The following is a 25,211-nucleotide window of genomic DNA, read 5'->3' on the forward strand; positions in this document are numbered from 1 at the left end:
TCTGAGGATGAGGATATTAAGGAAGAGGAAGCAAAGAAGATGTGGTGAGCGAGATCAAGGGACCGGGGAACAGGCCGAACAGAATGACTCCGACGATCGCGCTGACCAGGACGATCGTGAGCGCCGGGGAAGGCGTCACCATCGACACCGCGGCGGTCTGCGGGTCCGGTTCGCGCATGTACATCACCATCACGACCCGGAGGTAGTAATAGGCCGAGATCGCGGCAAAGATCACCGCGGCGACCGCGAGCCAGGTCAGGCCGCTGTGGACCGCCGCCATAAAGAGATAGAACTTGCCGATGAACCCGGCGGTGGGCGGAATGCCCGCCAGGGAGATCATGAACACCAGCATGAGCAGCGCCGCCAGCGGTTGGCGCTTGGCCAATCCGGTAAAGGATTCGATCTCCTCGCTTTCAAGCCCGTTCCGGCGGAGCAGCGCGACCATCGCAAACGCGCCGAGCGTCATGAAGGAATAGACCGCCAGATAGAACATCACGCTGGAGAGGCCCTGCGCGGCCTCGGATGACCGGCTGGAGCCGGCCGCCACCACGCCGATCAAGGCATAGCCCGCATGGGCGATGCTGGAATAGGCCAGCATGCGCTTCATATTGGTCTGCACGATCGCAACCAGGTTGCCGATCAGCAGCGTGGCAAGGCAGACTGCGATCAGGAGGCCCGACCAGTCTCCCTTGAGGCCGGGCAGACCTTCCAGGAACACGCGCAGGAAGGCCGCGAAACTGGCCGCCTTCGAAGCCACCGCCATAAAGGCGGTGACGCTCGTCGGCGAACCTTCATAGACGTCGGGCGTCCACATGTGGAACGGCACGACGGCAAGCTTGAAGCCGAATCCGACGACGAGCAACACCATGGCGAACAGCAACATGGGGTTGTCGAGCCCGGTTTGGGCGATGCCAGAGGCGATCGCATCCAACTTAGTGCTCCCGGTCACGCCGAAGAGCAGCGAGATGCCATAGAGGAGAATGCCGGATGAGAAGGCGCCCAGGACGAAGTACTTCGCGCTGGCTTCGAGCGAGCGGGCTTCGTATCGCTTGGTTCCGGCCAGGATGTACAGCGAGAGGGACATCAGCTCCGTGCCCAGGTAAATGGTCAGGAGGTCGTTGGCCGAGACCATGACCATCATGCCCAACAACGAAAGGAGGAGAAACCCGTGGTATTCGCCCAGGACAAGACGCTCTTCCTTCATATAGGCAAGGGAGAGCAGGATGGTGAGGCCCGTCACCACATAGAGCAACAGCTTCCAGAAGCCTCCGTAAGCGTCGATGATGACGAGGTTGCTGAACAGCAGCGTGCGTCCCTCCAAGTGGGCCGCCGTGATGCCGCAGCAGACGGCCAGGGCCGCCAGGCTCAGCCAAGCCAGCGTGTCCTTGCGCGAAGGCGCGGTGATCGGGTCCAGCACGAGGACCAGGCAGGCCGCCGCCACGACAATCAATTCCGGGAGCACGCCGAGCAGATCCGCGACCGAGGGCATCATCGGGGCTCCTCCAAGGCCGGCAAAGCGAGCTGAGCGGATTTCTTACGCTCGGCGCTGTCCGGAGTACGCTCCGGGGCGCGCCCAGGCCGGTCCGCGTGGGCCGGCGGCGCATCGCTGTCCCCCGAAGTGTCGCCGCCGAATTCCAGGAGGTGGGTCACGGAGCTGTGCATGGGGCTCAAGAGGACGTTCGGAAAGAAGCCGAGCCAAAACACGAGCACGATCAACGGGACGAAGGTCGCCATCTCGCGCAGGCCCAGGTCCGACAGGTGGCCGCTTCCCGGAGGCGTGCCGAACACCACCCGCTGTACCATCCAGAGGAGATAGGCGGCGGCGAGGATCACCCCGAGCGCGGCGATCGCCGTGATGATCTTGCTGATCAGGAACGTCCCGGCCAGCACCAAGAACTCGCCCACGAAACTGTTGGTGCCGGGCAGCCCGAGCGAGGACAGGGCGAAGATCACCAGAAACGTGGCGTAGCGGGGCATCGGTCCGGCCAGACCGGTGTTGTCGACGATCATCCGGCTGTGTGTCCGTTCATAGATGGCGCCGACGCAGAGAAAGAGTCCGCCGGTGGTGATGCCGTGGTTCACCATCTGCATGACGGCCCCTTCGATTCCTTGCTGCGTAAAGGTGAAGATGCCCAACGTGACGAAGCCCATGTGACTCACGCTCGAATAGGCGATCAGTTTCTTCAGGTCGGCCTGGGCCAGGGCCATGTAGGCGCCATAGATAATCGCGATCACCGACAGCAGGATCATGGCCGGCGCGAACCGCTCGCTGGCGTCCGGCAGCATCGGGAGGCTGAACCGCAGGAAACCGTAGGTCCCCATCTTGAGCAGGATGCTCGCCAGGATGACGCTCCCGGCCGTCGGCGCCTCCACGTGCGCGTCGGGCAACCAGGTGTGGAAGGGGAACATCGGCACCTTCACCGCGAAGGCGGCGAAGAAGGCGAGAAACAGCCAGGTCTGCAAGTTCGGGTTCAGGTGCAGGCGCGTCAGCGCGAGGATATCGAAGGTGTGACCCCCCTGAAAATACAGCACCAGAATCGCGATCAGGAGCAGAAAGCTGCCGGCCAGCGTGTAGAGGAAGAACTTGATGGCCGCGTAGAGGCGGTTCGGCCCTCCCCAAACTCCGATCAGGAGGTACATGGGAATGAGCATCGCCTCCCAAAACACGTAGAACAGCACGAAATCCAGCGCGAGGAACACGCCGACCGTGGCCGCTTCCATCAGGAGCAGCGTGATCATGAAGCTCTTCACCCGCGTCTGGATCGCCTGCCAGGAAATCAGCACGCAGAAGGGCATCAGAAACGTGGTCATCAGGACTAGCGGGAGACTGATGCCGTCGATGCCGAGCCGGTAGACGATCGGCGGTGATGGAATCCAGACGGCCTCCTCGACCAACTGCATGCCGGTCGCCGCGGGATCGAAGCCGAACCAGACGGGGAGCGAGAACAGAAATTCCAGGATCGTCACGGCGAGCGCCGTCTGTCTCAGCGACTGTTCCCGCGCGAAGGCAAGCGCAAGCGCCCCCGCGACGGGGAAGAAGATCAAGAGAGTCAGCCAGGGGATACTTGTCATGCGTCCTTGAACCTCGTTGCGCTGTGCTTCACCACAGCAGATACAGGGCGGCGATGATCGCCGTGCCCAGGGTCATGCCCAGCGCGTAATGCTGCGCCTGCCCGCTTTGGATCAATCGCAGGACGGCGCTGGCCGCTCCGATCGTGCGGGCGACGCCGTTGACGGCTCCGTCGATCACCGCCACATCGATCCGGCGCCAAAGCGAGTCGGCTGTCTCGAAGGTCGGCGCGACTACGGTCCGATCGTAGGCTTCATCCACGAACCATTTGTTCAACGACAGGCGGTAGAGGGTGCGCCATTGCTGAGCCAGGCGATCCGGCAAGGCCGGTGACCGGACATAAAGATAGTAGGCCGCGGCGATCCCGATCAGCCCGAGCAGGGTGGCAACCGCCATGATGCCGGTCGCGGCGGGACCATGATGGACGGCTGCTGCCGCTGTCTCGGGAAAGACCGGCGCGAGAAACTCGGAAATGCCGAGGTAGCCGGCGGCGATGCTGAGAAACGCCAGGACCACCAGCGGAATCGTCATCGTGCTGTCCGGCTCATGGACGTGTCCTGCGTGGTGCGGATCCACGCGGCTCGATCCCCAGAACGTCACGAAGACCAGGCGGAAACTATAGAAGGCCGTCATCATCGCGGTCAGTAGGCCGAGGACGGTCAAGAATTGCCCGAGCGGTCCCGAAGCCCAGGCCCCGACCAGCAGCTCATCCTTGCTGAAAAATCCCGCCGTCAGGGGAAAGCCGGCAAGCGCCAGCGAGCCGATCACAAAAGTCCAATAGGTGACCGGCAGCTTGTCGCGCAGGCCGCCCATGCGGCGCATGTCCTGTTCATGGTGCAGCGCGATGATCACGGACCCGCAGCCGAGGAACAGCAGCGCCTTGAACGCGCCGTGCGTCAGCAGGTGATAGATGCCCGCGCCGAAGGCGCCGAGCCCGCAGGCCATGACCATGTAGCCCAGTTGGCTCATGGTCGAATAGGCCACGACCCGTTTGATGTCGGTCTGGGTCAGGGCGATCGTGGCGCCCATCACCATCGTGGCGGCCCCCACGACTGCGACCACCGTCATCGCGGCGGGCGACAAGACATACAAAGGAGCCAGCCTGGCCACCATGAATACGCCGGCCGTCACCATCGTGGCGGCATGAATCAGGGCGGAGATCGGCGTCGGCCCTTCCATGGCGTCGGGCAGCCAGACGTGCAGCGGCACCTGCGCGGACTTGCCGACCGCGCCGACAAACAGGAGCAGGCAGATCAGGGTCATCACCGAGATCTCCCAGGTGCCGCCGAACGGCCCGAGCAGGTTGATCAGCTCGGAAGCCTTGCCCCCGGCCTCCATCAGGACCGGCTGATAGGCCATCGTTCCGAACGTGTACCACACGAGGAGCACGCCGAGGATAAACCCGAAGTCGCCGACCCGGTTGACGATGAAGGCCTTTGTGGCCGCCGAGCAGGCGGTGGGCCGCTCGTACCAATGGCCGATGAGCAGGTAGGAGCAGAGGCCGACCGCTTCCCAGAAGATGAACAGTTGCAGGAAATTATTGGAGAGGACGAGCATCAGCATCGAGAACGTGAACAGCGCGATGTAGGCGAAGAACCGCGCATAGCCCTTCTCGCCCTTCATGTAGCCGATCGTATAGATGTGCACGAGCGAGCTGACGATCGTGACCAGCAGGAGCATGGCGACCGTCAGCCGGTCGAAGTACAGGCCCAGTTCCACGGTGAGGCTGCCGGAGGTCATCCAGTTGTAGAGCGGGATCTCGATGTTCCGGCCTCCCGCCACCTCGCCGAAGACCAGAAACGAGAGCAGGCAGGAGGTCAGCACCGCCGGCACCGCGACCAGGTGGGCCCGGTCCTTGAGCCAATGGCCGAAGATCCCGACCACGAGGAAGGCCAGGAACGGCAGCAGCGGGATGAGGACCAGATACACGAGGTCAGCCTTTCAAGAGGTTGAATTCGTCCACGTTGATCGTGGATTTCGCGCGGTAGAGCGCGATGATGATGGCGAGCCCCACCGCCACCTCCGCGGCCGCGACGGTCAGCGCGAAGAACACAAACACCTGCCCGGCCATATTGTGGAGGTAATGGGAAAAGGCCACGAAGTTGATGTTCGTGGCGTTCAGCATCAGCTCGATCGAGAGCAGGATGATGATGATGTTGCGGCGGATCAGGACGCCGACCAGCCCGGTCACGAACACGATCGCGCTCAGCGCGACATAGTAGGAGAGGGGGATCATCCCGGCAACGACTCTTGCTCGGAGCGGCCGGGCGGGGCGACGATCAGGTCCCGTTTCGCCAGAATGATCGCGCCGACCATGGCGACCAGCAGCAGCAACGAGGCGATCTCGAACGGATAGAGGTACTGCGAAAACAGCAGCTCTCCCACCGCCTCGGTATTGCCCTCCGCTTCGGATGTCAGCGCGGAGGCATCGACGCCGGCAAAGCGCGGGGCGGCGATGATCAGCAACGCTTCGGTGGCCAGCATCAGGCCCAGAAACGCGGCCAGCGGCCCCTGCGAGTGGTACCGCTCCTCGCGTTTCACGTTCAACAGCATGACGACGAAGAGGTACAGGACCAGAATGGCCCCCGCATAGACGATCACCTGCACGGCCGCCAGGAACTCGGCGTGGAGCGTGACATAGAGGCCGGCGACGTGGAAGAACAGGATCAGCATCGACAGCGCGCTGTAGACAGGGTTCTTCAGCAGCACCACCAGCACGGACGTCGCGACGATGACGCCGGCGAGATAAAAGAACACGAACTGGCTCATCTCGGCACGGTCCTTCCCAAGGTCACGCCACCTCTGGCGCCTCCGACCCGGTTCACACAGGACGGCCCCGGCGACCGGGGAACGTCCTGCTCGATGCTCTCCGGTCTGCCCTCTGTCGCCGGCTGTCTGGGGCGCAAGGCGAGGAGGCGCGGACGGGTCAACTCGGCTTCTGTGGAAGATCCTTGAACGCGACGTTGAAGAACGCCACGTTCCGGTGTTGCAGCTCCAGCCGTTTCTCGCGGACCGGGAACGACCGGTCGCCGATCGCGAGCAGTTGTTGCTTGTTCAACTGCAGATCGCGCTTGTCGTAGACGGCCCATTCGAACTCGCGGGTCATGCCCAGCGCATCCACCGGGCAGGCGTCCACGCAGAGGCCGCAAAAGAGGCAGCGCGTCATGTCCATGTAATATTCTTTCGAGTACCGTTTGGTCGGCTCCCCCGGCACCTCCGCGCTGACGACTCGGATCACCCGCGACGGGCAGGCGGCCTCGCAGAGGTCGCAGCCCACGCACTTCTCCGTGCCGTCGTCATACCGCAGCAACGCCAACATGCCCCGATAGCTGTCCGGCAAGGTCCGTTTTTCATGCGGATACTGGAGCGTGATCGGACGATACCGCAGCAGGTGCGTCATCGTCGCCTTCATGCCGACCAGCAGCTCGTAGAAGGTGATGGTCTTGACCCAGCTCTTCAGCCGGTCGAGCGGAGACGGCGCTGTGGACAGGGTCGGCGGCATGGAGTTCCTTACGGATTGGCGCCCGGAAAGAAATAGGCGGCCAGCGAGGTCACCACGATATTGCCCAGCGCGATCGGCAGCATGACCTTCCAGCCGAACCGCATGAGCTGGTCATACCGCAACCTCGGCAGCGTCGCGCGGAGCCAGAAAAACAGGAACAGAAAGAAGTAGACCTTGACCGTGAACCAGGCGATGTTTTCGATCCAGCCGATGTTGGCCGGGAGGATCGTGCCGGGATAGGGGGCGTTCCAGCCGCCCAGAAACAGAATCGCCGCGATGCAGGACACCAGGATCATGTTGGCATACTCGGCGAGAAAGTAGAACGCGAACCGCATCCCGCTGTATTCCGTGAAAAAGCCGGCGACCAATTCGCTCTCGGCCTCGGGCAGGTCGAAGGGGACGCGGTTGGTCTCCGCCACCGAGGAGATCACGTAGACGACAAAGGCGAAGATCTGCGGAAAGGGCGCCGCCAGCACGAACCAGTTCCAGAACCAGCCGCTCTGAGCCTCCGTGATCTTGACCAGGCTGAGCGAGCCGGCCAGCAGCACCACGCCGACGATCGCCAATCCGACGTTCAGCTCGTAGCTGATGATCTGGGCCGCGGACCGCAAGCCTCCCAACAGCGAATATTTGCTGTTGGAGGCCCAGCCGCCCAGGATGATGCCGTAGGCGCCGATCGAGGCGAAGGCCAGGATGTAGAGGATGCCGATGTTGATGTCGCTGATGACGAAGGGCTTGAACTGGTAGCCGAACAGCTCCACCGTCTGGGAGGGCCCGAACGGAATCACCGCGAATCCGATCAGCGCGGGCACTAAGGCGAGGATCGGCGCCATGCTGAACATCAGCTTGTTGGCCCCGGCCGGCACGATGTCTTCCTTGAAGAAGAGCTTGATGCCGTCGGCGATCGGCTGCAGGACCCCGTAGGGCCCGACTTCCATGGGACCCATGCGGTCCTGCATCCAGCCGAGCACCTTCCGCTCCGCCAGGGTCAGGAACATCACGGTCAACAAGACGACCGCCAGCACGACCGCGATTTGCCCGAGGGCAAACGCGACTTTCACACCAAGTTCGGTCACGACGCTACTCCTTTACGACCTCCACGGTCGCGCAATGAAACGACGGCACCTTTGTGACGGGATCGAGCGTACAGTCCAACAGCCCGGTCATCTCTTGAGCGAAATGATCCGGGAACCAGGCGATGCCCTGTGGGATGCGTTCCGACAGATGCACGGTGGTCCGCGCCTCGCCCCGCTCGTTCCGCACAAGCACCCGATCCCCTTCGGCAAGAGATCGGCCGGCCGCATCGGCCGGATTAAGCGAGAGGGCGCCGGCCGATTGAATCTGCAGCAGGCCCTTGGCGCGGGTCGAAAGCTTCCCCGAGTGAAACAGACTTTGTCCCAGCAACAAGCGCAGGCTCGTTCCGGTCTCTGCCGGTCGGTCGGCGAGCCCGTAACGGCTCGGCGCCTCGACACGATAGCCCTCCCGCTGGTATCGATCCACGGCGGCCGGAACCGGCTTGGGCGGGATCGGGGTCGGGCCCAGCGGGCCGTACCCGGGGACCACGCTGCGAAGCTCCTTCGCGATCTCCTGCGCGTCGGCATATTCGAGCGGATAGCCCATCAGCGTCGCGAGGCCGGACAGGATTTCCCAGTCGGGCCGGCTGTCGCCGATGGGATCGATGGCCCGGCGGACCTTCTGAACGTAGCCTTCCGTGTTGGTGAACGAACCGTCTTTCTCGGCATAGGAACAGGCGGGAAGGATCACATGGGCCAGCTTGGCCGTCTCGGTGAGAAACAGTTCCTGGCAGACCAGCAGCTCGAGTCGTTCCAAGGCCTCGCGGGCCTTGGCGCTCGGGGGAAGCGTGCCCACGGGATTCTCTCCCACGATGAACATGGCCTTCACCGTTCCCTGGCGGGCCTGATCCAGCAACTCCATCATCGTCGGCGGCTGGCCTTGCGGGAGATCTTCCGTCCAATGTTTGGTGAGCAACTCACGCGCCGCGCGATCCTGAACGGGGAGGCCGCCGGGCAGGTAGCCGGCGACGGCGCCGACATCGATCGCGCCCTGTTCGTTGTTCTCTTCCGCGAGCGGCGCGAGCCCGCACCCCGGTTGGTCATGACGGCCGAGCAGCATCAGCAGGTCCAGCAGGGTGATCGAGGCGGCATAGCCGGACGGAGAGCGCAGCAGGGCCTGCCCGACGAGGATGACGGTCCTCTTGCCCTTGGCGAGCGCCGCCGCCATGTCTTGCATCGCCTGCGCTCGGGCGCCGGAGGCTCTCTCGATCACGGACCAGGACAGGGCCGCAGTCATCTCGGTGAGCCAGCGCACATAGTCGGGAGCCTTCTGGGCAAGATCCGGGTCCGCCATCCCCTGTTCAATGACGGCCTTGACCAATCCCACGAGCACGGCCTGGAACTGATCCGGACGCGCGGTGACGTGATGGTGCGCCAGGTTGGTGATGTTGCTGGTTTTCTCGACGGCCGGTTGGGCGGTCTCGACGGTCAGCAATGTGGCACGGCGTTTCTTGACCGCTTCCTTCACGCGCAGCCCCGTGACCGGATTGGTCTCCGTGATGTTCGTGCCGACCAACAGCAACAGGTCGGCCGCGACGACGTCTTCCATCGCGACCGTCCACCGGGTGACGCCGAGCCCCAGCCGGAGCGCGCGGATGGTGTTGATGTAGCCGTAGCGCACGCTGCTGTCGAGCTTGTTCGTGCCGATCGCCAGGCGCATGAATTTCTGGAAGAGGTACAGGTCTTCGTTGGTGCAGCGCGTGCCGATCAGGCCCGCGAAGGCGTCCGACCCCTGTGACAGCTTGAGCATGACCGAGGTCTCGGCGACATAACCCAGCGCCTCTTCCCACGTGGTCGGGACCAACCGGCCCTCCTGCCTGATCAACGGCACGGTGAGCCGGTCCGGATGGGTCGTGACATGGTAGCCGAAGAAGCCGCGCGCGCAGAGGTCGCCGTTGTTGCGGCCGGCGCCGTAGGCGGAGTTCACTTCGATCAGCTCGTTGTTCTTGGTTTGGATCGTGATCTGGCAGCCGTCTCCGCAGTAGGTGCAGACGGTATCGGCCCGTTTCACCATCCAGGGACGGTACTCGTACATGGAGAGCCGGCTCGTGATGGCGCCCACCGGGCAGATCTGCACGCAGCCGCCGCAGAACTCGCAATCGAGCTGGTGCGAGGTGAAGTGCTTGATCTCCGTCATCGTCCCGCGCCCGCTGGGAGCCAGCGCCTTCACGTCCATGACCTCGTCGCAATATCGGACGCACCGGAGGCACTGGACGCAGCGGTTCATCTGCGTTTCGATGAGCGGGCTGAAGTACTCCTTCTGGAAGATGCGCTTGACCTCGATGAATCGGCTGGTCGTGGGCGTGTATTCGTGCGAAAAGTCCTGGAGGTCGCACCGGCCGCCCTGGTCGCAGACGGGACAGTCGAGCGGGTGGTTCGCCAGGATGAACTCCAACACGGACTTATGCGCGTTGTTGACCACGGTCGTGGCGGTCCGGACGGCCATGCCCTCGGCCACCGGCGTGCTGCACGAGGTCTGAAGTTTCGGCATCTTCTCGATCTCGACCAGGCACATCCGGCAATTGGCGTCCGGCTTGAGTTTGGGGTGGTAACAGAAATGCGGAATCATCACCCCGACGCGGCGCGCGGCTTCGATCACCAAGGTGCCTTTCGGCACGGTGACGGGCATGCCGTCGATCGTCAGATGCACCATTTCAGCGGTGGAATTCATCATGCTGATTCGTATTCCGTTCAACCGTCAATCGTCATTCGTGAGGTGATCTCCGGATCGCATGCTCGGACCCTGCTCCGAGTGACGAATGACCATTGACGGCCTTCTCAGTGTCTCGCTGCCGGCATGACGAGTTCGGAGACGCCGGGCAGTCCCAGCGACTTCGTCTCCCGGATCAGGTCCTCGTACTCGTGCCGCCAGTACTGGAGCGTGCTCAGGATGGGTGCCACCTCCGCATCGCCGAACGCACACACGGTCCGTCCCGCGATGTTCTTGCACAGATCCGCCAGGGTTTCAAGGTCCTCCATGCGCCCCCGCTTGTCCAGGATACGACGCAGGGTCTGGGTAAGCCAGGAGCTGCCCTCCCGGCAGGGCGTACACTTGCCGCAGGACTCGTGATAGAAAAACTCCATCAACCGGAGGGCCGCCCAGACCATGCTCGTGCCTTCTTCCATGACCGTCACGCCGCCAGACCCCAGCATCGACCCGGCCTGAGCGACCGATTCGAAATCCATCTTTACGTCGAGGTGATCGGGAGTCAGGAAAGGCGCCGAGGCCCCGCCGGGAATGAAGGCCTTGAGCGGCTTGTCCGACCGCATGCCGCCGGCCTGACCGTAGATCAGCTCGCGAAACGTGATGCCCATCGGCACTTCATAGTTGCCGGGACGCTGGACGTGGCCGCTCACGCAGAACACCCTGGTGCCGGTGCTCTTGGGCGGGGAGCCGATCGCGGCGAACCATTCGGGTCCGCGATTGATGATATGCGGGAGGTTGGCCAGCGTCTCCACGTTGTTGACCACGGTCGGCCTGCCATAGAGGCCGTGCGTGGCCGGAAAGGGAGGCTTGACGCGGGGCAAGCCGCGCTTGCCCTCCAGCGATTCGAGCAGGGCCGTCTCCTCCCCGCAGATATAGGCGCCGGCGCCGCGGTGCACGTAGATCTCGACGGTGATCCCCGTCCCCCAGATGTTCTTGCCCAGGTACCCCGCTGTTCTGGCTTCCCGGATCGCCCGTTCCAGGATCGCGGCGCCCAGTGCAAATTCTCCGCGGATATAGATGTAGGACGTTTCCGATCCGATCGCGTAACTGGCGATGGCGATCCCTTCCAGGACCTGATGGGGATCGCGCTCCATCAACTGCCGGTCCTTGAAGGTCCCGGGCTCGCTTTCGTCGGCGTTGCAGCAGAGGTAGCGGGGTCCTTGATAATCCTTGGGCAGAAAGCCCCACTTGATGCCGGTGGGAAAGCCGGCGCCGCCCCGTCCCCGCAGGCCGGACTTCGTCACCATCGCCGTGACCTCGGCCGGCGCGACCTTGCCCAGGACCTTGCGCAGGGCTTGATACCCGCCGGTCCGCTCATAGTCCGCCAGCGAGCCGGTATAGCCCGGCTGCAGCATGTTCTTGAGTAAGATGGGCTCGTGCATCCGCATCGTAAATGTTGTGAACCGTTAATCGTTATTCGTTAAACGTCCACGAACGCGGCGTTGAACGGTTCACGTTGAACGGTTCACGCTCTCCGGTTCCGGCCACATGAACGGCCCGCTTTTTAATGAAGACGTCCCGGTCCGTTTCAGGTCGGCCAGGATCTGATCGACCTTCTGCTCGGTGAGACGCTCGTAGTAATCGTCGTTGATCTGCATCATGGGACCGGTGCCGCAGGCAGCCAGACATTCAACGGCGCTGACGGTGAACAGCTTGTCCGGCGTCGTCTCGCCCGGGCCGATCTCGAGTTTCGCCTTGAGCCAACTCAGGACCGTGCCCGAGCCCACGAGGGCGCACATCAGGGACTTGCACACCTGAATGTGAAACTTGCCGACCGGTTTCAGGTTCAACATCGTATAGAAGGTGACCACCTCATACACCTGGGGCGGGGTCAGGCGCAGCAGTCCGGCGATTTCGGTCATGGCCTGCTCGCTGACATAGCCTTCTTCCCGTTGCGCCAGGTACAGCAACGGAATCAGCGCCGAGCGCCGCTCCGAATAACGGCCCAGGATCTCGGCTATCTCGTCCCTGTATTTTTCTAACAACATGCGGCTGTCTTGCGATCTCGTTAATCGTTAGACGTTAACCGTTAAACAAGAAAAGGGTCTCCTTAGCCGCTTGCGGTTAACGCTTCACGAATCACGGTTAACGGCCTCACCTATCACATTCCCCCATGACGATATCGTACGTCCCGAAGATCGTGATGATGTCCGAGATCAGATAGCCACGGGCCATGTGGTCGAAGGCTCCCATGTGGATGAACGACGGCGCGCGGATCTTCATCCGGTAGGGGCGCGGGCTCCCGTCGCTGATGAGAAAAAATCCCAATTCTCCCTTGGGCGCTTCGGTGGCGCAGTAGGTCTCGCCCTTCGGCGGCTTGAACCCCTGGGTAAAGATAATGAAATGGTGGATCAGGCTTTCCATGTCCCGCATGACCTTTTCCTTGGGCGGCGGGATCACGGTCGGGCTGTCGGCCATGATCGGTCCTTGAGGCATCTGGTCCAGACATTGGCGGATGATCCGGCAACTCTGGCGCATCTCCTCCATCCGGATCCAATAGCGGTCGTAGGTGTCGCCGTTCTTGCCGACCGGCACCTCCCAATCGACCTTGTCGTAGGCGCCGTAGGGTTCGTACTTACGGACGTCGTAATCCACGCCCGAGCCCCGCAAGGTCGGTCCGGTCAGGCCGAAGCTGATCGCGTCTTCGGCCGAGATCACGGCCACCCCCTTCGTGCGGCCGAGCCAGATCCGGTTGTTCATGATCAGGCTGTCGTATTCGCGAATATGGTCGGGAAACGTGTCGAGAAAGGCCTTCAGGCGCGCGACCAGGTCCGGCGTGAAATCGGCGTCCACGCCGCCGATCCGGTAATAGTTCAGCGTGAGGCGCGCTCCGCAGAGCTTCTCGAACATGTCGAGCAGCACCTCGCGCTCCCGGAAGGTCCAGAAAAAGACCGTCATCGCCCCGATGTCCAGCGCCTGGGTGCCGAGCCAGAACAGATGGCCGATGATCCGCTGCATCTCGGCCACGATCGTGCGGATGTACTCGGCCCGTTCCGGGACGGTGATCCCGACGAGCTTTTCCACCGCCCGCACATAGGCATAGTTGTTGGTCATCGAACAGACATAATCCAACCGGTCGGTGTGGGGAATCACCTGCATATAATGGAGGCCTTCGGCCAGCTTCTCGACCCCGCGGTGCAGGTAGCCCAGGTCCGGCGTCGCTTTGACGATGCGTTCGCCGTCGAGTTCGAGCACCACCCGCAAGACCCCGTGGGTGCTGGGGTGTTGAGGACCCATGTTCAACAGCAGCTCTTCCGTCCGGCGCGAGGATGCCGGCGCTTCTGCGTTTGCAAGAAAGGCCTGTTTCTCCTCGGCCGGGATTTCTTCGGCCAGCTCGGCAGGCGGCTCGTCCAGGCGGGGAATGAAGGGGAACGACCCGCGCCACCCCCGTCCTTCGGTCGGGAAGTCCTTGCGAAGCGGGTAGCCCTCGTCGTAATCCTCCGGCATCAGGATGCGGCGGAGGTCCGGATGCTGTTCGAAGACGATGCCCATGAGGTCGTAGACTTCCCGTTCCATGAACTCGGCTCCGCGCCAGATGCCCGTCACCGAGGGGAGGGCCGGGCTGTCTTCCGTCACGCGGGCCTTGACCCGGATACGGTGCCGGTGCGGCAGGGAAAGAAAATGGTAAATCACCTCGAACCGCTCGGGGGCGTCCGGATAATCCGCGGAGCAAATATCCGTGATATGGTCGAACGCGAGGGCGGGATCGTCATGAAGAAAGCGGCCGATATCCACGATCCGGTCGGCGCGCACCTGCGCTGACAAGTCGCCGCGCGTCTCATCCTCCTGCACCGCGAGCACTGCGTCGGGGAATTGGGTCTTCAATCGTTCGAGCACCGGATGCATCGTCACTCGTTGTTCGTTAATCGTTAATCGGAGCTTCCAACCGAGGGCTGTTTCTTAGCGATTCACGTTTCACGATTCACGTTTCACATTATTTCACGAACACCTTCTCCCGCTGAATCTTCTCCTGCAACTTCAACAGGCCGTCGATGAGCGCTTCGGGCCTCGGCGGGCAGCCCGGCACGTAGACGTCGACCGGCACGATCTGATCGACGCCCTGCACGACGCTATAACTGTTGTAATGGTTCCCCGAGGTGGCGCAGGACCCCATCGAGATCACGTAGCGGGGTTCGGCCATCTGGTCATAGATCCGGCGGATGACCGGCGCCATCTTGCGGGTCACCGTGCCCGCGACGATCATCAGGTCGGACTGGCGCGGAGAGGCGCGGAAGACCCCGGCCCCGAACCGGTCGATGTCGTACCGGGAGGAGACGGAGGCGATCATTTCAATCGCGCAACAGGCCAGGCCGAACGTCATGGGCCAGAGCGCGGACTTCCGGGCCCAGCCGATCAGCGCGTCCAGGTTCGTGGTAATGATGTTCGGCTCGAACTGCCGCTCTAAGACGCTCACGTCAGTCGCTCCAGTGCTGAGTGCTGAGTTATCGGAAATGCCATAGATGAAATCCAGTCTTTACGATACCATCCTCGGTGAGCGAGTCGGAGAGCCTTCGTTGCGCGCTAATCCCATTCCAAGGCGCCCTTCTTCCAGGCATACCAAAAGCCTACGACAAGGATGGCGATGAACAGCATCATCTCGAGCAGGCCGACCAGCCCGATCTTCTGGAAGACCACGGCCCAGGGAAACAGGAACACGACTTCGATGTCGAACACCACGAACAGCATCGCGATGATGTAATACCGTATCGGGAACTGCACCCGCGCATCCTGAAACAGCGGGCTGCCGCTTTCATAGGGAACGAGTTTGGCCCTGTAGGGCCGATGCGGGCGGACGATCTTGCCGACCAGCAGCGACACCAGGCCGAAGGCCAGCGCGATGCCGATGAACAGCAGGATCGGAACATAGTTCAGGGGCGGCGCCTCGGTGGCCATCGCGCGTTAATGTCCCTCCGATTCGCAGTTCTGTCGCAGGATCGACCCGAAGAAGGGTTGATGCGTCAACCCCTCCAGCTTGCGCGCTCTGTCCACCGGCAGGCCCTTCTGCTGGATCAGAATCTTGAAGGTGCGGCCCATACCTTCCGGCCGCAACAATTGGACAACCGCCTGAAATTCGGGTGAGCCGGGCTCCAGCGATTCGAGGAATGATTCCACTCCCAGGCTGATCAGGAAGCTCATCTGGTTGGTGAATCCGGCCAGGCCCAACCCGGCATCCGCTCCCGCCTGAGCGAGCGTCGTGAAATCGACATGGCTGGTCAAGTCCTGCTCTCCGACCCGGACCAACGGATTTTCGGCGATCATGTGCCGGTAGTAGCCGAGCAATGTGCCGTGCCGTCGTTCAGGACCATAGAGGTCATGGGCGGCATGGCCGTAGTCGATCGTGATGACGTAGCCCCGGGCAAGGGTGCGGGCGACCTCGCGCATCCAGTCCATGGCGGCGAGGTTGACCTCGGCGCAGGCGCCTTCTTCAAGGGTGACGCCCAGGCGGGAGAAATAATCGGCCAGGGCCGGAGTGGACAGAGGTCCCGGCGTCTCTCGCAAGCGGTCTTGGGAAAGGCCTACATAGAGTTCTTCCAACCGGCCCCGGTTCATCCGGACCCGGTGCACCGGAAAAGCGTCCACCAGTTCGTTGGACAGCAGCAGCCCGGTCACGCTCTCCCTGCCCAAAGAGGCCAAATCCTCCGCCCAGACCACCTTACCCGGCATATCAATCCACTCGGCCAGGGTCTGTTGCTGGATGCGCCGGTGCGCCGGGCTCCGGTCCACCAGCACGTAACTCACTCGGGCAAAAAGATCGCGATTCCGCTCAGCCAAACAGGTCAAGATGTCCCTGGCCAAGAGGCCCTTGCCAGCTCCCATCTCGACGACGGTGAACGGTGAATGACGTCCCAGGATCTCATTCATTTCAACGAGTTGTCTGGCGATCGCCCATCCCAGGGCCCCATGCACGTCCGAGCTGGTGTAGTAATCGCCGTTCCATCCGATGCGTTCATGCTGCAGGTCGGAGGATAAACGGGTGTAATAGCCGTGCTCCGGATGATAGAGCGCCAAGTCCATGAATCGAGCGAAGGTGATCGGGCCGGCCCGCGCGATCTCCTCGCGGAGCAGCCGGACCAAACCGGGGACACCTTGGCTTACAAGTCCGCGATTTGCCGAGTCGGTATCAGCCAATGCCAGCTTCAAGGGACACCAAGCACACCGAGACTGTCGTCCGGGGAAAAAGAGGGGCTAGGGTAGCGGTTCGGCGCGCGGAAAGTCAATCGGAAGGGAGGGATATGTCGACCTGGGCGCTCCGTTGCCGGCGTCACCATGGCGCTACCCGCCAAGCACGCAGGAGCTTCTCCGCGGCAATCGAGGGCCGACCGGTCCGGGCAAACAGGTTCGTCAACTGAGTGGACAAGGCGGTCAGGGTCAGGTCCGCGGACTAGCGGATCGGTCGCAGCGGATGCGTCACGGGCACACGCGCTTCGGGAGGGCGGTAACTGAGGAGCCCGGCTTGCTGGGTATCCTGAACCTTCCTTGGAGTGGTGCTAAAAAGTTTTACCTATCCAATCCAGGGAGCAGGGAAACAGAGGAGTTCGTCCGCAGCCTGCTAAGGTGGGCTGCACCAACCACTTTCGGCTTGACATACCGCACTAAATGAAAGAACCTCTGCAGACGTCATAAATCAGGAGTTTGGTCCAGTTCCGGCCCGTCATTTTCAGCACCAACCGGATCATTGAGTTGCGCCTTCCCCCCTGGAATTTCGACGAGCCGAGAGGACGGGTTTCCAACCGAACCTCTTGGTTCTATCCACCCGTTATCTTGTTTCTGACCTGTCTCGTGTTGTTCCTCCTCGGCTTGGACAAAATCGACGAAGCGTCCGATCCGGCCTATGAAGACACCATTTCCTATTTAAAGGTAGCGACCTTCCTCCAGGATCACGGGGGCTTGGCCAACTTCTGGACCTTGTTTATCAAGGGCGAGCACAAGGCCGTCCTTCAACACCCACTCTATCCGTTGTTGCTGGCGAGCTTCGGTGTGGAGCCGCATGAGCTCTTCGCTGCCGGGAAAATGCTCTCGCTGATCGTGGGGGTGGCTGTTGTCGCAACGTGCTTCCTGATCGCCCGAAACCTTTACGGGAATCTGGTCGCGTATCTGGCCACGCTGCTCTTGGCGTTCAACGTGACCTTCTTGAGAACGGTCTCGCATGTCATGTGCGAGTCTCTCCTCACCCTCTTTGTACTGCTCAGCGTGTACTGGATGATCACCGGAGTGGAAAAAGAGCGCCACTGGCCATGGGCGGGGGCGGCGGCGGGCTTCGCTTATCTGACAAAGGGAACAGGATTCCTCTTGCTGCCCGTCTTTACCGTGACGGCCATCCTAGGTGCAGGCTTCCGATCGTTATCCAGGCGGTGGTTTTGGCTCTTTTTTGTGTTCTTTGCGTTGATCGCTTCACCGCTGATCGTGCGAAATCTAGTCGTGTACAACCAGCCCTTCTACGAAGGAGCTAACTCCAGGGTTCCCTGGCTCGATAACCTCGAAGGTTTCTATCAGGTCGGGACAGGGTGGGCCATCAAATTCCCTGAAAAGGTCTGGGATGAAGACCGGTTCCCAACCATGCGGTCCTATCTCGCTACCCATTCGTGGGGGGACATCCTTGCTCGACTTCGCCATGGGGTCAAGCAGGAGACGCAATTGCTCCTGGACAGTCTCGACCTGATCCTCCTTCCACAAGAGCGCTATCATGGCGATCTCGTGTTTCTGTTCTTTATGCTCGGTCTCGCACTGGCCCCGACTCGGGCGCAGATGATCTGCATCGTCACGACCGTGGCGGCATTCTTCGTGCCTTTCTCATGGTATTATCAAGTGGTTCCGAAGGAAGACGGAGCAGTCAGGTTTATTGCCCCCCTTGTTCCCTTGGTCTGCCTGTATGCGGCGGTGGGGATCGTCAAGGTTCTCATGCTAGTGGACCAAGGGCTCGCGGCTCGCTCCTTACGCATGTCCCTGCAAGCATTGGCGCCCCCTTCTCTGATTGTCTTGCTGCTCTCGGTGACGGGATACGCTCTTGCCACGCAAGATACACATTTTCCCGGGAAGCTCCCGCCGATACCAGAGGATCATGCCGAGCTACACCAGTGGCTCGTAGAGAACATGACCAACGACGATCTGATCATGACCAGCCACCTGACGCCGTATTGGCAATACCTCTGGCTGGCGAAATTTCACGGAAAATGGGCTTTCTGGTTTGCAGATAGCCGTGCGGTCCAGCAAGACGGCATCGTTGAATTGAACCGCCTCCTCAAGGACAAGCATGTGCGTCACAGGCGATATATCCTGATCCATCGTGAGGACGTGACAAAAATCGCGATTCTGAGGCCCTATTTCAGTTGGAGTGAGTCGCAAGGGTTGTTGTCCGACAAAGCGATCGCGGGTTGGACACAGGTCTACCGGCATTCGCAGCATCCCTCGTCGTTTCTTATTTTTCTGGTTGAGTAAGGATTGTAGAGCGAGCGAAGACATGGTGGTGTCCAGCCTCTTTCGCTAGTACCTGGCCTTACCCCAGGTATAGAGCTGGGTGACAGCATAGTTCCAAACCGCGCCGACCAACACACCCGCCAATGCTGCAACCATCCACCCGCTGTGGTTCTCAAACAAGTAGGTGGCAATGCCCACATTTGCTACGGCGCCTACGCTACAGGCTAGCATGAAGCTCAATAGACCCTTGAGCCACGCCCATCCTTTCAGTTGTTTGTCACGGTAGGTCAACACATTATTGAGCGTAAAGTTGAATATCATCGCAGTTCCAGTAGCAACAGCCTGGGCGAAGGCGAACCCTAAGCCCGCCCCTTTAAGCATCAATGTCAATACGGTCATATGGATGAATGCGCCCAGACCGCCGACAATTGAAAAAGTCAAAAACCGCACCGGAACAAAACGACCGATGATCTTATCGGCCAGGAGCATGCCATACTCCCAGACGACCAATTCCTCGAGCTTGCTTTCCCCAGCGAAGCGGTCGCGGAAGTGGTAAGGCACTTCAGTGATGCGCAAGGATTCGTCCTTGGCGGTCGCCAGAATGTCGAGTAAGATCTTGAACCCTAGGCCCGAAAGACCGTACACGGTCTTTTCTAAGACCCTGCGTTGCATCATGAAGAAGCCGCTCATGGGATCGGAAACAGATTGACTCAATATCCCCTGGCTTGCAACCGTGGCCAGTCGACTCATGATCTTACGAAACTGTGTCCACTCGCCGGTGCTGCCTCCGGCAGCGTAACGGGTGCCGATCACCATATCCGCTCCGCCGTGTTCAATCTCAGCAAGCATCTTTGGCAGCACTGTTTCATCATGCTGCAGGTCGGCGTCCATGATGGCGATGATGGGCCCCGAAGCGGCCATCATTCCCTCGATGCACGCCGACGCCAGTCCTCTCCGTCCAATGCGCTGCAGGCAACGGACCCGATAATCCTCCCGCGCGATGGCACGGACCTTCGACGCCGTTCCGTCGGGTGAATCGTCATCTACGAAAATCACTTCCCATTCGGCAGCACCGAGGGCGGCTTCGAGACGCCCTAGCAACTCCGACACGTTCTGCGATTCGTTAAAAGTCGGCACCACGATGGATAAACGTATCAACGACAAGCTCCTCGCTATTGACTCAATTCTTCAAGCCAGGACGGTCATCAGACCCTCCCCACGATTTGAAGCAGTGTCCGCATCAGCCATTTCTGATCTTGATCTGCCTCGCGTCGCCAGATCGAGGTATTGGAACCGCTTTCGAGCGGATGAGGTATGTGAGTCCCTTCGAGAGCTTGTCCTGATCCGGCCTGAACGACGAAGGTCTCACAGGTTTACGGCGCTCGAGTCCTCCGTGACGGATGGACATCCGTTGCGGCGCATCAAAGCGACAACTGATCAGGTGCTGCGCGTGCCGATCCCGATCTTCATTCATACATACGGCGCCGTGGGCTGTCCCTCAATCCTGTCGAGCGGGGGTTGAACAGGAAGGTGCGGATCGCCCTGTAGTCGGTATGGAGCCGGCGTCTGTTATGAGTGGCTGGACACCGGCTTATTGTTTCCTTGTTTCCGGGAGCTCGGATGAGCCGGGCGTCGAGCACAGCACTTCAGTCAGAATAGCGGGCGGCTATTGACCCGTGCTGTGGCCTAGCGGCTTGTCGACACGGCCCACCACGCTACACCCGGGCTACGCCCTCAGTCAACAAGTGCGGAAGCGAGCGGAAGAGATCTCCGGCTAGGTGAAGACTGTGGGGGCTGCTCCGCAAGGTCAAGCCGCACAACGTGCAGTGAGTCGGTTGGCTCTTTACCTTAGCGACGACCGTAGATAACCTAGTGCCGATGCGGATTTTCATTGAGGCCGTACCATGGGCCGACGAGCCTGAGTGGCAGGTTTGATCGCTCGTCGCGGCCTCCGTCTTGTGGCGTGGCATTAATCTACCAAGTAGGCGCGTTGCCGATGAGTGCGATGGTGTCCGGAGCGCGGCTAGGTCACTGAGGGGAAAGTTTGCCGCAGCGCGCGAAGGGGCTATGTCGCAAGTCCAGTCGGGGGAATTGTAATAGAAGCCGGTCATGGAATTGGACCTCCACATGGGAAGGCCCGGAAAAGCTCCCGATGCGATTTCCAGCACCACAGCCCGCCTCTACACGCTGATCTTCCTGACTCTTGCCTGTCTCGCGTTGTTCCTCCTCGGCTTGGACAAAATCGACGAAGCGTCCGATCCGGCCTATGAAGACACCATTTCCTATTTAAAGGTAGCGACCTTCCTCCAGGATCACGGGGGCTTGGCCAACTTCTGGACCTTGTTTATCAAGGGCGAGCACAAGGCCGTCCTTCAACACCCACTCTATCCGTTGTTGCTGGCGAGCTTCGGTGTGGAGCCGCATGAGCTCTTCGCTGCCGGGAAAATGCTCTCGCTGATCGTGGGGGTGGCTGTTGTCGCAACGTGCTTCCTGATCGCCCGAAACCTTTACGGGAATCTGGTCGCGTATCTGGCCACGCTGCTCTTGGCGTTCAACGTGACCTTCTTGAGAACGGTCTCGCATGTCATGTGCGAGTCTCTCCTCACCCTCTTTGTACTGCTCAGCGTGTACTGGATGATCACCGGAGTGGAAAAAGAGCGCCACTGGCCATGGGCGGGGGCGGCGGCGGGCTTCGCTTATCTGACAAAGGGAACAGGATTCCTCTTGCTGCCCGTCTTTACCGTGACGGCCATCCTAGTGTAGTGCGTCCAACGCTTCTTTACATTATTTGGCGACCTTGGCCACAATGCTCTCCGCGGACGCCGTCCAGGTGAACACGCGAGGATTTTGGTTGTGATTGTTGATGTACTCCTGGATCGCAGCGATGAGGTCGCGCACGTTGCGGAAACTGCCACGGCGAATGCGCTTGTCCGTCAACTCGCGGAACCACCGCTCCACCATGTTCAGCCAAGAACTCGATGTCGGAATGAAGTGGAGATGGAAGCGTGGATGCCGCCGGAGCCAGGACTTGACACGTGGGTGCTTATGGGTCCCGTAGTTGTCCACGATCAGGTGCAGGTCGAGATGGGGCAACGTCTCAGCGTCGATCTTCTTGAGGAATCGGATGAACTCCTGGTGCCGATGCCGCGGCATGCAATCGCCGATGACGGTCCCATCGAGCATGCTCAGCGCCGCGAACAAAGTGGTGGTGCCATGGCGTTTGTAGTCATGCGTCATCGTGCCGCAGCGGCCTCTCTTCAGAGGCAGGCCCGGTTGCGTGCGATCGAGAGCCTGAACCTGGCTTTTCTCGTCGACGGAGAGCACCAAGGACCTATCCGGGGGATTGAGATAGAGTCCGACCATGTCGTAGAGCTTCTCGATGAACTGTTTGTCGCGACTGACCTTGAACGTCCGAACAAGATGGGGCTTGAGGCCATGCTGCTTCCAGATGCGGCGCACCGTGGCTTCGCTGACCCCGTGTGCGTCTGCCATGGTCCGAGTACTCCAATGAGTCGCAACAGGCGGCTTCGTGTGCAGGGTCGCCTCAACAATGGCGCGGACCGTCTTTGCCGGAATGCATGGGATGCGGCCAGGGCGTGGGGCATCTTGCGCGAGTCCCGCGACCCGCAGGGCCAGAAACCGCTCGCGCCATAGCTGCACGGTCGGCCGCGAGATACCCAACTGCCGCGCAATGTCCTGACTCAGCATGCCGTCAGCCGCCATGGTGACGATCCGGGCGCGTTGCACCACACGCAGGGGCAGGCTTCTCGCGTGAGCCCATGCGGTCAACGTCGAGCGCTCTTGCGGGGACAAGACAATGGGGGGAGCAAGGTTCACGATGCATAAGCTGCCTCTCGTTGTGGCCCATTGTCAAGTTATTTATGACGCACTACACTAGGTGCAGGCTTCCGATCGTTATCCAGGCGGTGGTTTTGGCTCTTTTTTGTGTTCTTTGCGTTGATCGCTTCACCGCTGATCGTGCGAAATCTAGCAGGGTGTTGAAAAACGACCAGGGACGACCCAATGTTCCCCTTACTTGTTCCACTGACCGTGGTTGTTGACCGTCTGAAGGAGGCCTGGCCGTCGTTTCTTGGTCTGTTGGTGGCTACTGACCATGACCGTTCCCCCTTGGAGGGATCACGTGGCTGGCGCCGGCCTCCGCCACTTGCTCATGCGGAGCAGGTTGTACGCGGCGCCGACGAGATAGGCCGCATGCTGCGTCCAGGCGAGGCCCCGAAAGCGGGTTTTGCGCAAGCCACCGATCGTTTTGCACCAGCCGAAGATTTCTTCCACGCGCTTGCGGATCCGTTGGCTCAGCCCGTAGCCCACCGTGCGGGTGGTCCGGCCATCAAGGCCCGGCGTGCGCCGTCCCGCCACCTGCGCCAGATGCGGACGAATGTGGCGCCGGCGCAACTGGCGCACGAAGTCCGTGCAATGATAGCCCTTGTCCGCCCCACGCGTGCGGGGGCGAAGCCCCCGGCGGGCTTGGCGGCGCAGCATGGCCAGCGCCATCTCCCGTTCGACCGTCCCCGTGGCCGGCGCGATCTGCACCTCCACGCACAGGCCGTGCCGATTCTCCATCAAGACATGGCCGGAGAAACAGAGCTTGGCTTCCTTGCCTTGGCCCTTGCGCGCCAGGCGGGCTTCCGGGTCGGTCGTACTCTGATGCGTCGCATTCGTGCGCCGTTCCCCATGGAAGTCTACCGTGGGATTGCCCGGATCGTCTGGGGGCAGCGTCGCGGCGGGGGCCGCTTTGGGGTTCACGCTCTTGAGCGAGGCCCAGGCCTCAATCAGCGTGCCATCCACCGTGAAATGCTCATCCGAGAGCAGCCCCTCGCGGCGTGCGGTGGTGACCACCGCATCAAAGAACCGCTGGGCCACCTCGTGCCGGAGCAGTCGCTCACTGTTCTGGCTGAACGTGCTGTGATCGAACCCCGGGTCATCGAGACTCATATCCAGAAACCAGCGGTACAGCATGTTGTAGTTGAGCTCCTCGCAGAAGAGCCGGTGCCCGCGGATGGAGAACAGCGCGAGCAACAACTCGCTCTTCAGCAACCGTTCCGGCGGAATCGATGGCCGCCCGGTCGAGCTATACATCTCGTCAAAGGTCCGCTCCAGGGTTGCCAAGACGTCGTCGGCTTTGGCCTTGATCGCTCGCAACGGATGGGTGGCTGGCACGCGGGCTTCTGGGGACACATAGCTGAATAGGGCCTGCTGGGGATCCACCTCACCGCGCATCGTTCTCCCTCCTGGTCGTGTGAACGGCTGCATGGTGATAATACCTATACGACGAAAGTCAAGAGAGTTTTTCAACATCCTGCTAGTCGTGTACAACCAGCCCTTCTACGAAGGGGCCAACTCCAGGGTTCCCTGGCTCGATAACCTCGAAGGTTTCTATCAGGTCGGAACAGGGTGGGCCACCAAATTCCCTGAAAAGGTCTGGGATGAAGACCGGTTCCCAACCATGCGGTCCTATCTCGCTACTCATTCGTGGGGGGACATCCTTGCTCGGCTTCGCCATGGGATGAAGAAGGAGGCGCAACTGCTCCTGGATAGTCTCGACCTGATCCTCCTTCCGCAAGAACGCTACGTTGGCCATCTCGTGTTTCTGTCCTGCGCGCTCAGTCTCGCGCTCGCTTCGACTCGCGCGCGCCATGGCCGACATGATTGCTTCGGGCGTGTATGACGTGGCACTCGGCTCGCGCATACTGGGCGGGGACGCGTTGAAGGGCGGCATGCCGGTGTACAAGTACGTGTTCAACCCGGGTCCCGACCGCGATTCAGAATCTCTAGCTGGGCAGTAAACTGTCCGAATTCCACACCGGCTATTGGGCGTTCTCCCGGCAGGTGCTGGAATCCCTCCCGCTCAACGAGAACGCCGATGGGTTCATTTTCGACAACGAGATGCTGGTGCAGTTGACCAAATACTCTCCGGAGGCCTCTTCGATCGACCTCTGGTCGAGCTGGGTGTACGGACTCGGGGTGCTCCTGTGCAGCCTCAAATACCGGTTGCAGAAGATGCACCTGGGCCAATTCCGGATTTTCAATCCGAATGGCCGCCTGCTCGGATGGTTGTACAATACGGAGGTCACCTTGCAGGTTGGCGGTTTGTCGACAAACTGACGTTTGTGAACCACCCGCACTTTTCTGACATCACTGTTTGTCGACCTGGTCGGGCGATGACTCTGACTGCGGCCGTCGATGTCATTCCTCTTCTTCTCGTTTCTCTCGATGCGCTAAGGCTAGGGTGGGCTTTCACTCCGCAGAGTCACCCAATTCCATCGCCAGGCTCGTTAGTCTTGACTGCGGAACTCGTTGAGGCTCGGCCACCGGCCTTTCCGAACAACTCCGTCTCGCCTCTGGCGAGCGGCGGCGACTGTTTGAGATTCTGTTTGGCGTAGTGACGGACGGAACGAGTTTCGCCGCCGAGCAGTGTGAGGATCA

Annotated in this window: 21 protein-coding genes and 1 pseudogene; 4 read left to right on the plus strand and 18 right to left on the minus strand. The window is 61.1% G+C overall.

Annotated features, from left to right (window positions below; translation table 11 throughout):
- Nucleotides 1-16: 16 nt before the first annotated feature.
- From QWI75_RS04330 to QWI75_RS04395, 15 genes and pseudogenes are all read right to left on the minus strand, one after another.
- Nucleotides 17-1,492 (minus strand): NADH-quinone oxidoreductase subunit N, encoded by a 1,476-nt coding sequence (locus QWI75_RS04330; protein WP_289267464.1) that lies wholly within the window; start codon nucleotides 1,490-1,492, stop codon nucleotides 17-19.
- Nucleotides 1,489-3,072, minus strand: coding sequence for an NADH-quinone oxidoreductase subunit M (locus tag QWI75_RS04335; protein ID WP_289267465.1), 1,584 nt, complete (start codon nucleotides 3,070-3,072; stop codon nucleotides 1,489-1,491). Before QWI75_RS04335 ends, QWI75_RS04330 begins: the two co-directional genes overlap by 4 nt.
- Nucleotides 3,073-3,100: 28 nt before the next feature.
- Nucleotides 3,101-4,999: an NADH-quinone oxidoreductase subunit L gene (gene nuoL / locus QWI75_RS04340; protein WP_289267466.1), complete on the minus strand. Its 1,899-nt coding sequence runs from the start codon at nucleotides 4,997-4,999 to the stop codon at nucleotides 3,101-3,103.
- A gap of 4 nt (nucleotides 5,000-5,003) precedes the next feature.
- On the minus strand, nucleotides 5,004-5,306 hold the full coding sequence (gene nuoK, locus QWI75_RS04345) for an NADH-quinone oxidoreductase subunit NuoK (RefSeq protein WP_289267467.1): 303 nt from the start codon (nucleotides 5,304-5,306) through the stop codon (nucleotides 5,004-5,006).
- Nucleotides 5,303-5,839 carry an NADH-quinone oxidoreductase subunit J family protein gene (locus QWI75_RS04350; RefSeq protein ID WP_289267468.1) on the minus strand — a complete coding sequence of 179 codons (537 nt, stop codon included), beginning with the start codon at nucleotides 5,837-5,839 and terminating at the stop codon, nucleotides 5,303-5,305. The genes nuoK and QWI75_RS04350 overlap by 4 nt, the downstream gene beginning before the upstream one ends.
- Nucleotides 5,840-5,996: 157 nt before the next feature.
- Complete coding sequence (nuoI, locus tag QWI75_RS04355) at nucleotides 5,997-6,572, minus strand: NADH-quinone oxidoreductase subunit NuoI (RefSeq protein ID WP_289267469.1); 576 nt, start codon at nucleotides 6,570-6,572, stop codon at nucleotides 5,997-5,999.
- Nucleotides 6,573-6,580: 8 nt separating this feature from the next.
- The gene (nuoH, locus tag QWI75_RS04360) at nucleotides 6,581-7,648 is read right to left on the minus strand and encodes an NADH-quinone oxidoreductase subunit NuoH (RefSeq protein WP_289267470.1); all 1,068 of its coding nucleotides are present in this window, start codon (nucleotides 7,646-7,648) and stop codon (nucleotides 6,581-6,583) included.
- Nucleotides 7,649-7,652: 4 nt separating this feature from the next.
- Nucleotides 7,653-10,319: an NADH-quinone oxidoreductase subunit NuoG gene (gene nuoG / locus QWI75_RS04365; RefSeq protein WP_289267471.1), complete on the minus strand. Its 2,667-nt coding sequence runs from the start codon at nucleotides 10,317-10,319 to the stop codon at nucleotides 7,653-7,655.
- A 104-nt stretch (nucleotides 10,320-10,423) separates the two neighbouring features.
- Nucleotides 10,424-11,734, minus strand: a complete 1,311-nt coding sequence (gene nuoF / locus QWI75_RS04370; protein ID WP_289267472.1) for an NADH-quinone oxidoreductase subunit NuoF — start codon at nucleotides 11,732-11,734, stop codon at nucleotides 10,424-10,426.
- 69 nt (nucleotides 11,735-11,803) lie between these two features.
- Nucleotides 11,804-12,340 carry an NADH-quinone oxidoreductase subunit NuoE gene (gene nuoE / locus QWI75_RS04375; RefSeq protein ID WP_289267473.1) on the minus strand — a complete coding sequence of 179 codons (537 nt, stop codon included), beginning with the start codon at nucleotides 12,338-12,340 and terminating at the stop codon, nucleotides 11,804-11,806.
- Between the two features lie 106 nt (nucleotides 12,341-12,446).
- Nucleotides 12,447-13,601 carry an NADH dehydrogenase (quinone) subunit D gene (gene nuoD, locus QWI75_RS04380; protein WP_370693615.1) on the minus strand — a complete coding sequence of 385 codons (1,155 nt, stop codon included), beginning with the start codon at nucleotides 13,599-13,601 and terminating at the stop codon, nucleotides 12,447-12,449.
- Between the two features lie 150 nt (nucleotides 13,602-13,751).
- Nucleotides 13,752-14,198 (minus strand): annotated as a pseudogene (locus QWI75_RS22660) (NADH-quinone oxidoreductase subunit C); the annotation flags it as partial.
- An 88-nt stretch (nucleotides 14,199-14,286) separates the two neighbouring features.
- Nucleotides 14,287-14,766 carry an NADH-quinone oxidoreductase subunit B gene (locus QWI75_RS04385; RefSeq protein WP_289267474.1) on the minus strand — a complete coding sequence of 160 codons (480 nt, stop codon included), beginning with the start codon at nucleotides 14,764-14,766 and terminating at the stop codon, nucleotides 14,287-14,289.
- A 107-nt stretch (nucleotides 14,767-14,873) separates the two neighbouring features.
- On the minus strand, nucleotides 14,874-15,245 hold the full coding sequence (locus QWI75_RS04390) for an NADH-quinone oxidoreductase subunit A (RefSeq protein ID WP_289267475.1): 372 nt from the start codon (nucleotides 15,243-15,245) through the stop codon (nucleotides 14,874-14,876).
- A 6-nt stretch (nucleotides 15,246-15,251) separates the two neighbouring features.
- A complete protein-coding gene (locus tag QWI75_RS04395; RefSeq protein ID WP_289267476.1) occupies nucleotides 15,252-16,427 on the minus strand; it encodes a class I SAM-dependent methyltransferase in 1,176 nt (391 codons plus the stop codon).
- A gap of 558 nt (nucleotides 16,428-16,985) precedes the next feature.
- On the opposite strand from QWI75_RS04395, the gene QWI75_RS04400 reads away from it, so the two are divergent.
- Nucleotides 16,986-18,788: a glycosyltransferase family 39 protein gene (locus QWI75_RS04400; RefSeq protein WP_289267477.1), complete on the plus strand. Its 1,803-nt coding sequence runs from the start codon at nucleotides 16,986-16,988 to the stop codon at nucleotides 18,786-18,788.
- Nucleotides 18,789-18,833: 45 nt separating this feature from the next.
- Here the strand turns inward: QWI75_RS04400 and QWI75_RS04405 are convergent, their stop codons facing one another.
- Nucleotides 18,834-19,925 carry a glycosyltransferase gene (locus QWI75_RS04405; RefSeq protein ID WP_289267478.1) on the minus strand — a complete coding sequence of 364 codons (1,092 nt, stop codon included), beginning with the start codon at nucleotides 19,923-19,925 and terminating at the stop codon, nucleotides 18,834-18,836.
- Between the two features lie 969 nt (nucleotides 19,926-20,894).
- Between QWI75_RS04405 and QWI75_RS04410 the strand changes: the two genes are divergently transcribed.
- A complete protein-coding gene (locus QWI75_RS04410) occupies nucleotides 20,895-21,530 on the plus strand; it encodes a glycosyltransferase family 39 protein (RefSeq protein ID WP_289267479.1) in 636 nt (211 codons plus the stop codon).
- 21 nt (nucleotides 21,531-21,551) lie between these two features.
- On the opposite strand, the gene QWI75_RS04415 is transcribed toward QWI75_RS04410, so the two are convergent.
- Nucleotides 21,552-22,604 (minus strand): IS630 family transposase, encoded by a 1,053-nt coding sequence (locus QWI75_RS04415; RefSeq protein WP_370693547.1) that lies wholly within the window; start codon nucleotides 22,602-22,604, stop codon nucleotides 21,552-21,554.
- A gap of 300 nt (nucleotides 22,605-22,904) precedes the next feature.
- Nucleotides 22,905-24,005 (minus strand): IS5 family transposase, encoded by a 1,101-nt coding sequence (locus QWI75_RS04420; protein WP_289267480.1) that lies wholly within the window; start codon nucleotides 24,003-24,005, stop codon nucleotides 22,905-22,907.
- A 31-nt stretch (nucleotides 24,006-24,036) separates the two neighbouring features.
- On the opposite strand from QWI75_RS04420, the gene QWI75_RS04425 reads away from it, so the two are divergent.
- A complete protein-coding gene (locus tag QWI75_RS04425; RefSeq protein ID WP_289267481.1) occupies nucleotides 24,037-24,453 on the plus strand; it encodes a hypothetical protein in 417 nt (138 codons plus the stop codon).
- Between the two features lie 161 nt (nucleotides 24,454-24,614).
- A complete protein-coding gene (locus tag QWI75_RS04430) occupies nucleotides 24,615-24,890 on the plus strand; it encodes a hypothetical protein (protein WP_289267482.1) in 276 nt (91 codons plus the stop codon).
- Nucleotides 24,891-25,211: the final 321 nt, after the last annotated feature.

It is taken from the genome of Nitrospira tepida (assembly GCF_947241125.1).
GTDB classification, from domain to species: domain Bacteria; phylum Nitrospirota; class Nitrospiria; order Nitrospirales; family Nitrospiraceae; genus Nitrospira_G; species Nitrospira_G tepida.

Bases quoted from the DNA above. Each gene is read 5' to 3' on its own strand.
- nuoE (WP_289267473.1), bottom strand. From the start codon at position 12,340: ATGTTGTTAGAAAAATACAGGGACGAGATAGCCGAGATCCTGGGCCGT.
- QWI75_RS04330 (WP_289267464.1), bottom strand. From the start codon at position 1,492: ATGATGCCCTCGGTCGCGGATCTGCTCGGCGTGCTCCCGGAATTGATT.
- QWI75_RS04410 (WP_289267479.1), top strand. From the start codon at position 20,895: ATGGGAAGGCCCGGAAAAGCTCCCGATGCGATTTCCAGCACCACAGCC.
- QWI75_RS04335 (WP_289267465.1), bottom strand. From the start codon at position 3,072: ATGACAAGTATCCCCTGGCTGACTCTCTTGATCTTCTTCCCCGTCGCG.
- nuoF (WP_289267472.1), bottom strand. From the start codon at position 11,734: ATGCACGAGCCCATCTTACTCAAGAACATGCTGCAGCCGGGCTATACC.
- QWI75_RS04420 (WP_289267480.1), bottom strand. From the start codon at position 24,005: ATGCGCGGTGAGGTGGATCCCCAGCAGGCCCTATTCAGCTATGTGTCC.
- QWI75_RS04350 (WP_289267468.1), bottom strand. From the start codon at position 5,839: ATGAGCCAGTTCGTGTTCTTTTATCTCGCCGGCGTCATCGTCGCGACG.
- QWI75_RS04425 (WP_289267481.1), top strand. From the start codon at position 24,037: ATGGTGATAATACCTATACGACGAAAGTCAAGAGAGTTTTTCAACATC.
- nuoG (WP_289267471.1), bottom strand. From the start codon at position 10,319: ATGATGAATTCCACCGCTGAAATGGTGCATCTGACGATCGACGGCATG.
- nuoK (WP_289267467.1), bottom strand. From the start codon at position 5,306: ATGATCCCCCTCTCCTACTATGTCGCGCTGAGCGCGATCGTGTTCGTG.
- nuoI (WP_289267469.1), bottom strand. From the start codon at position 6,572: ATGCCGCCGACCCTGTCCACAGCGCCGTCTCCGCTCGACCGGCTGAAG.
- QWI75_RS04390 (WP_289267475.1), bottom strand. From the start codon at position 15,245: ATGGCCACCGAGGCGCCGCCCCTGAACTATGTTCCGATCCTGCTGTTC.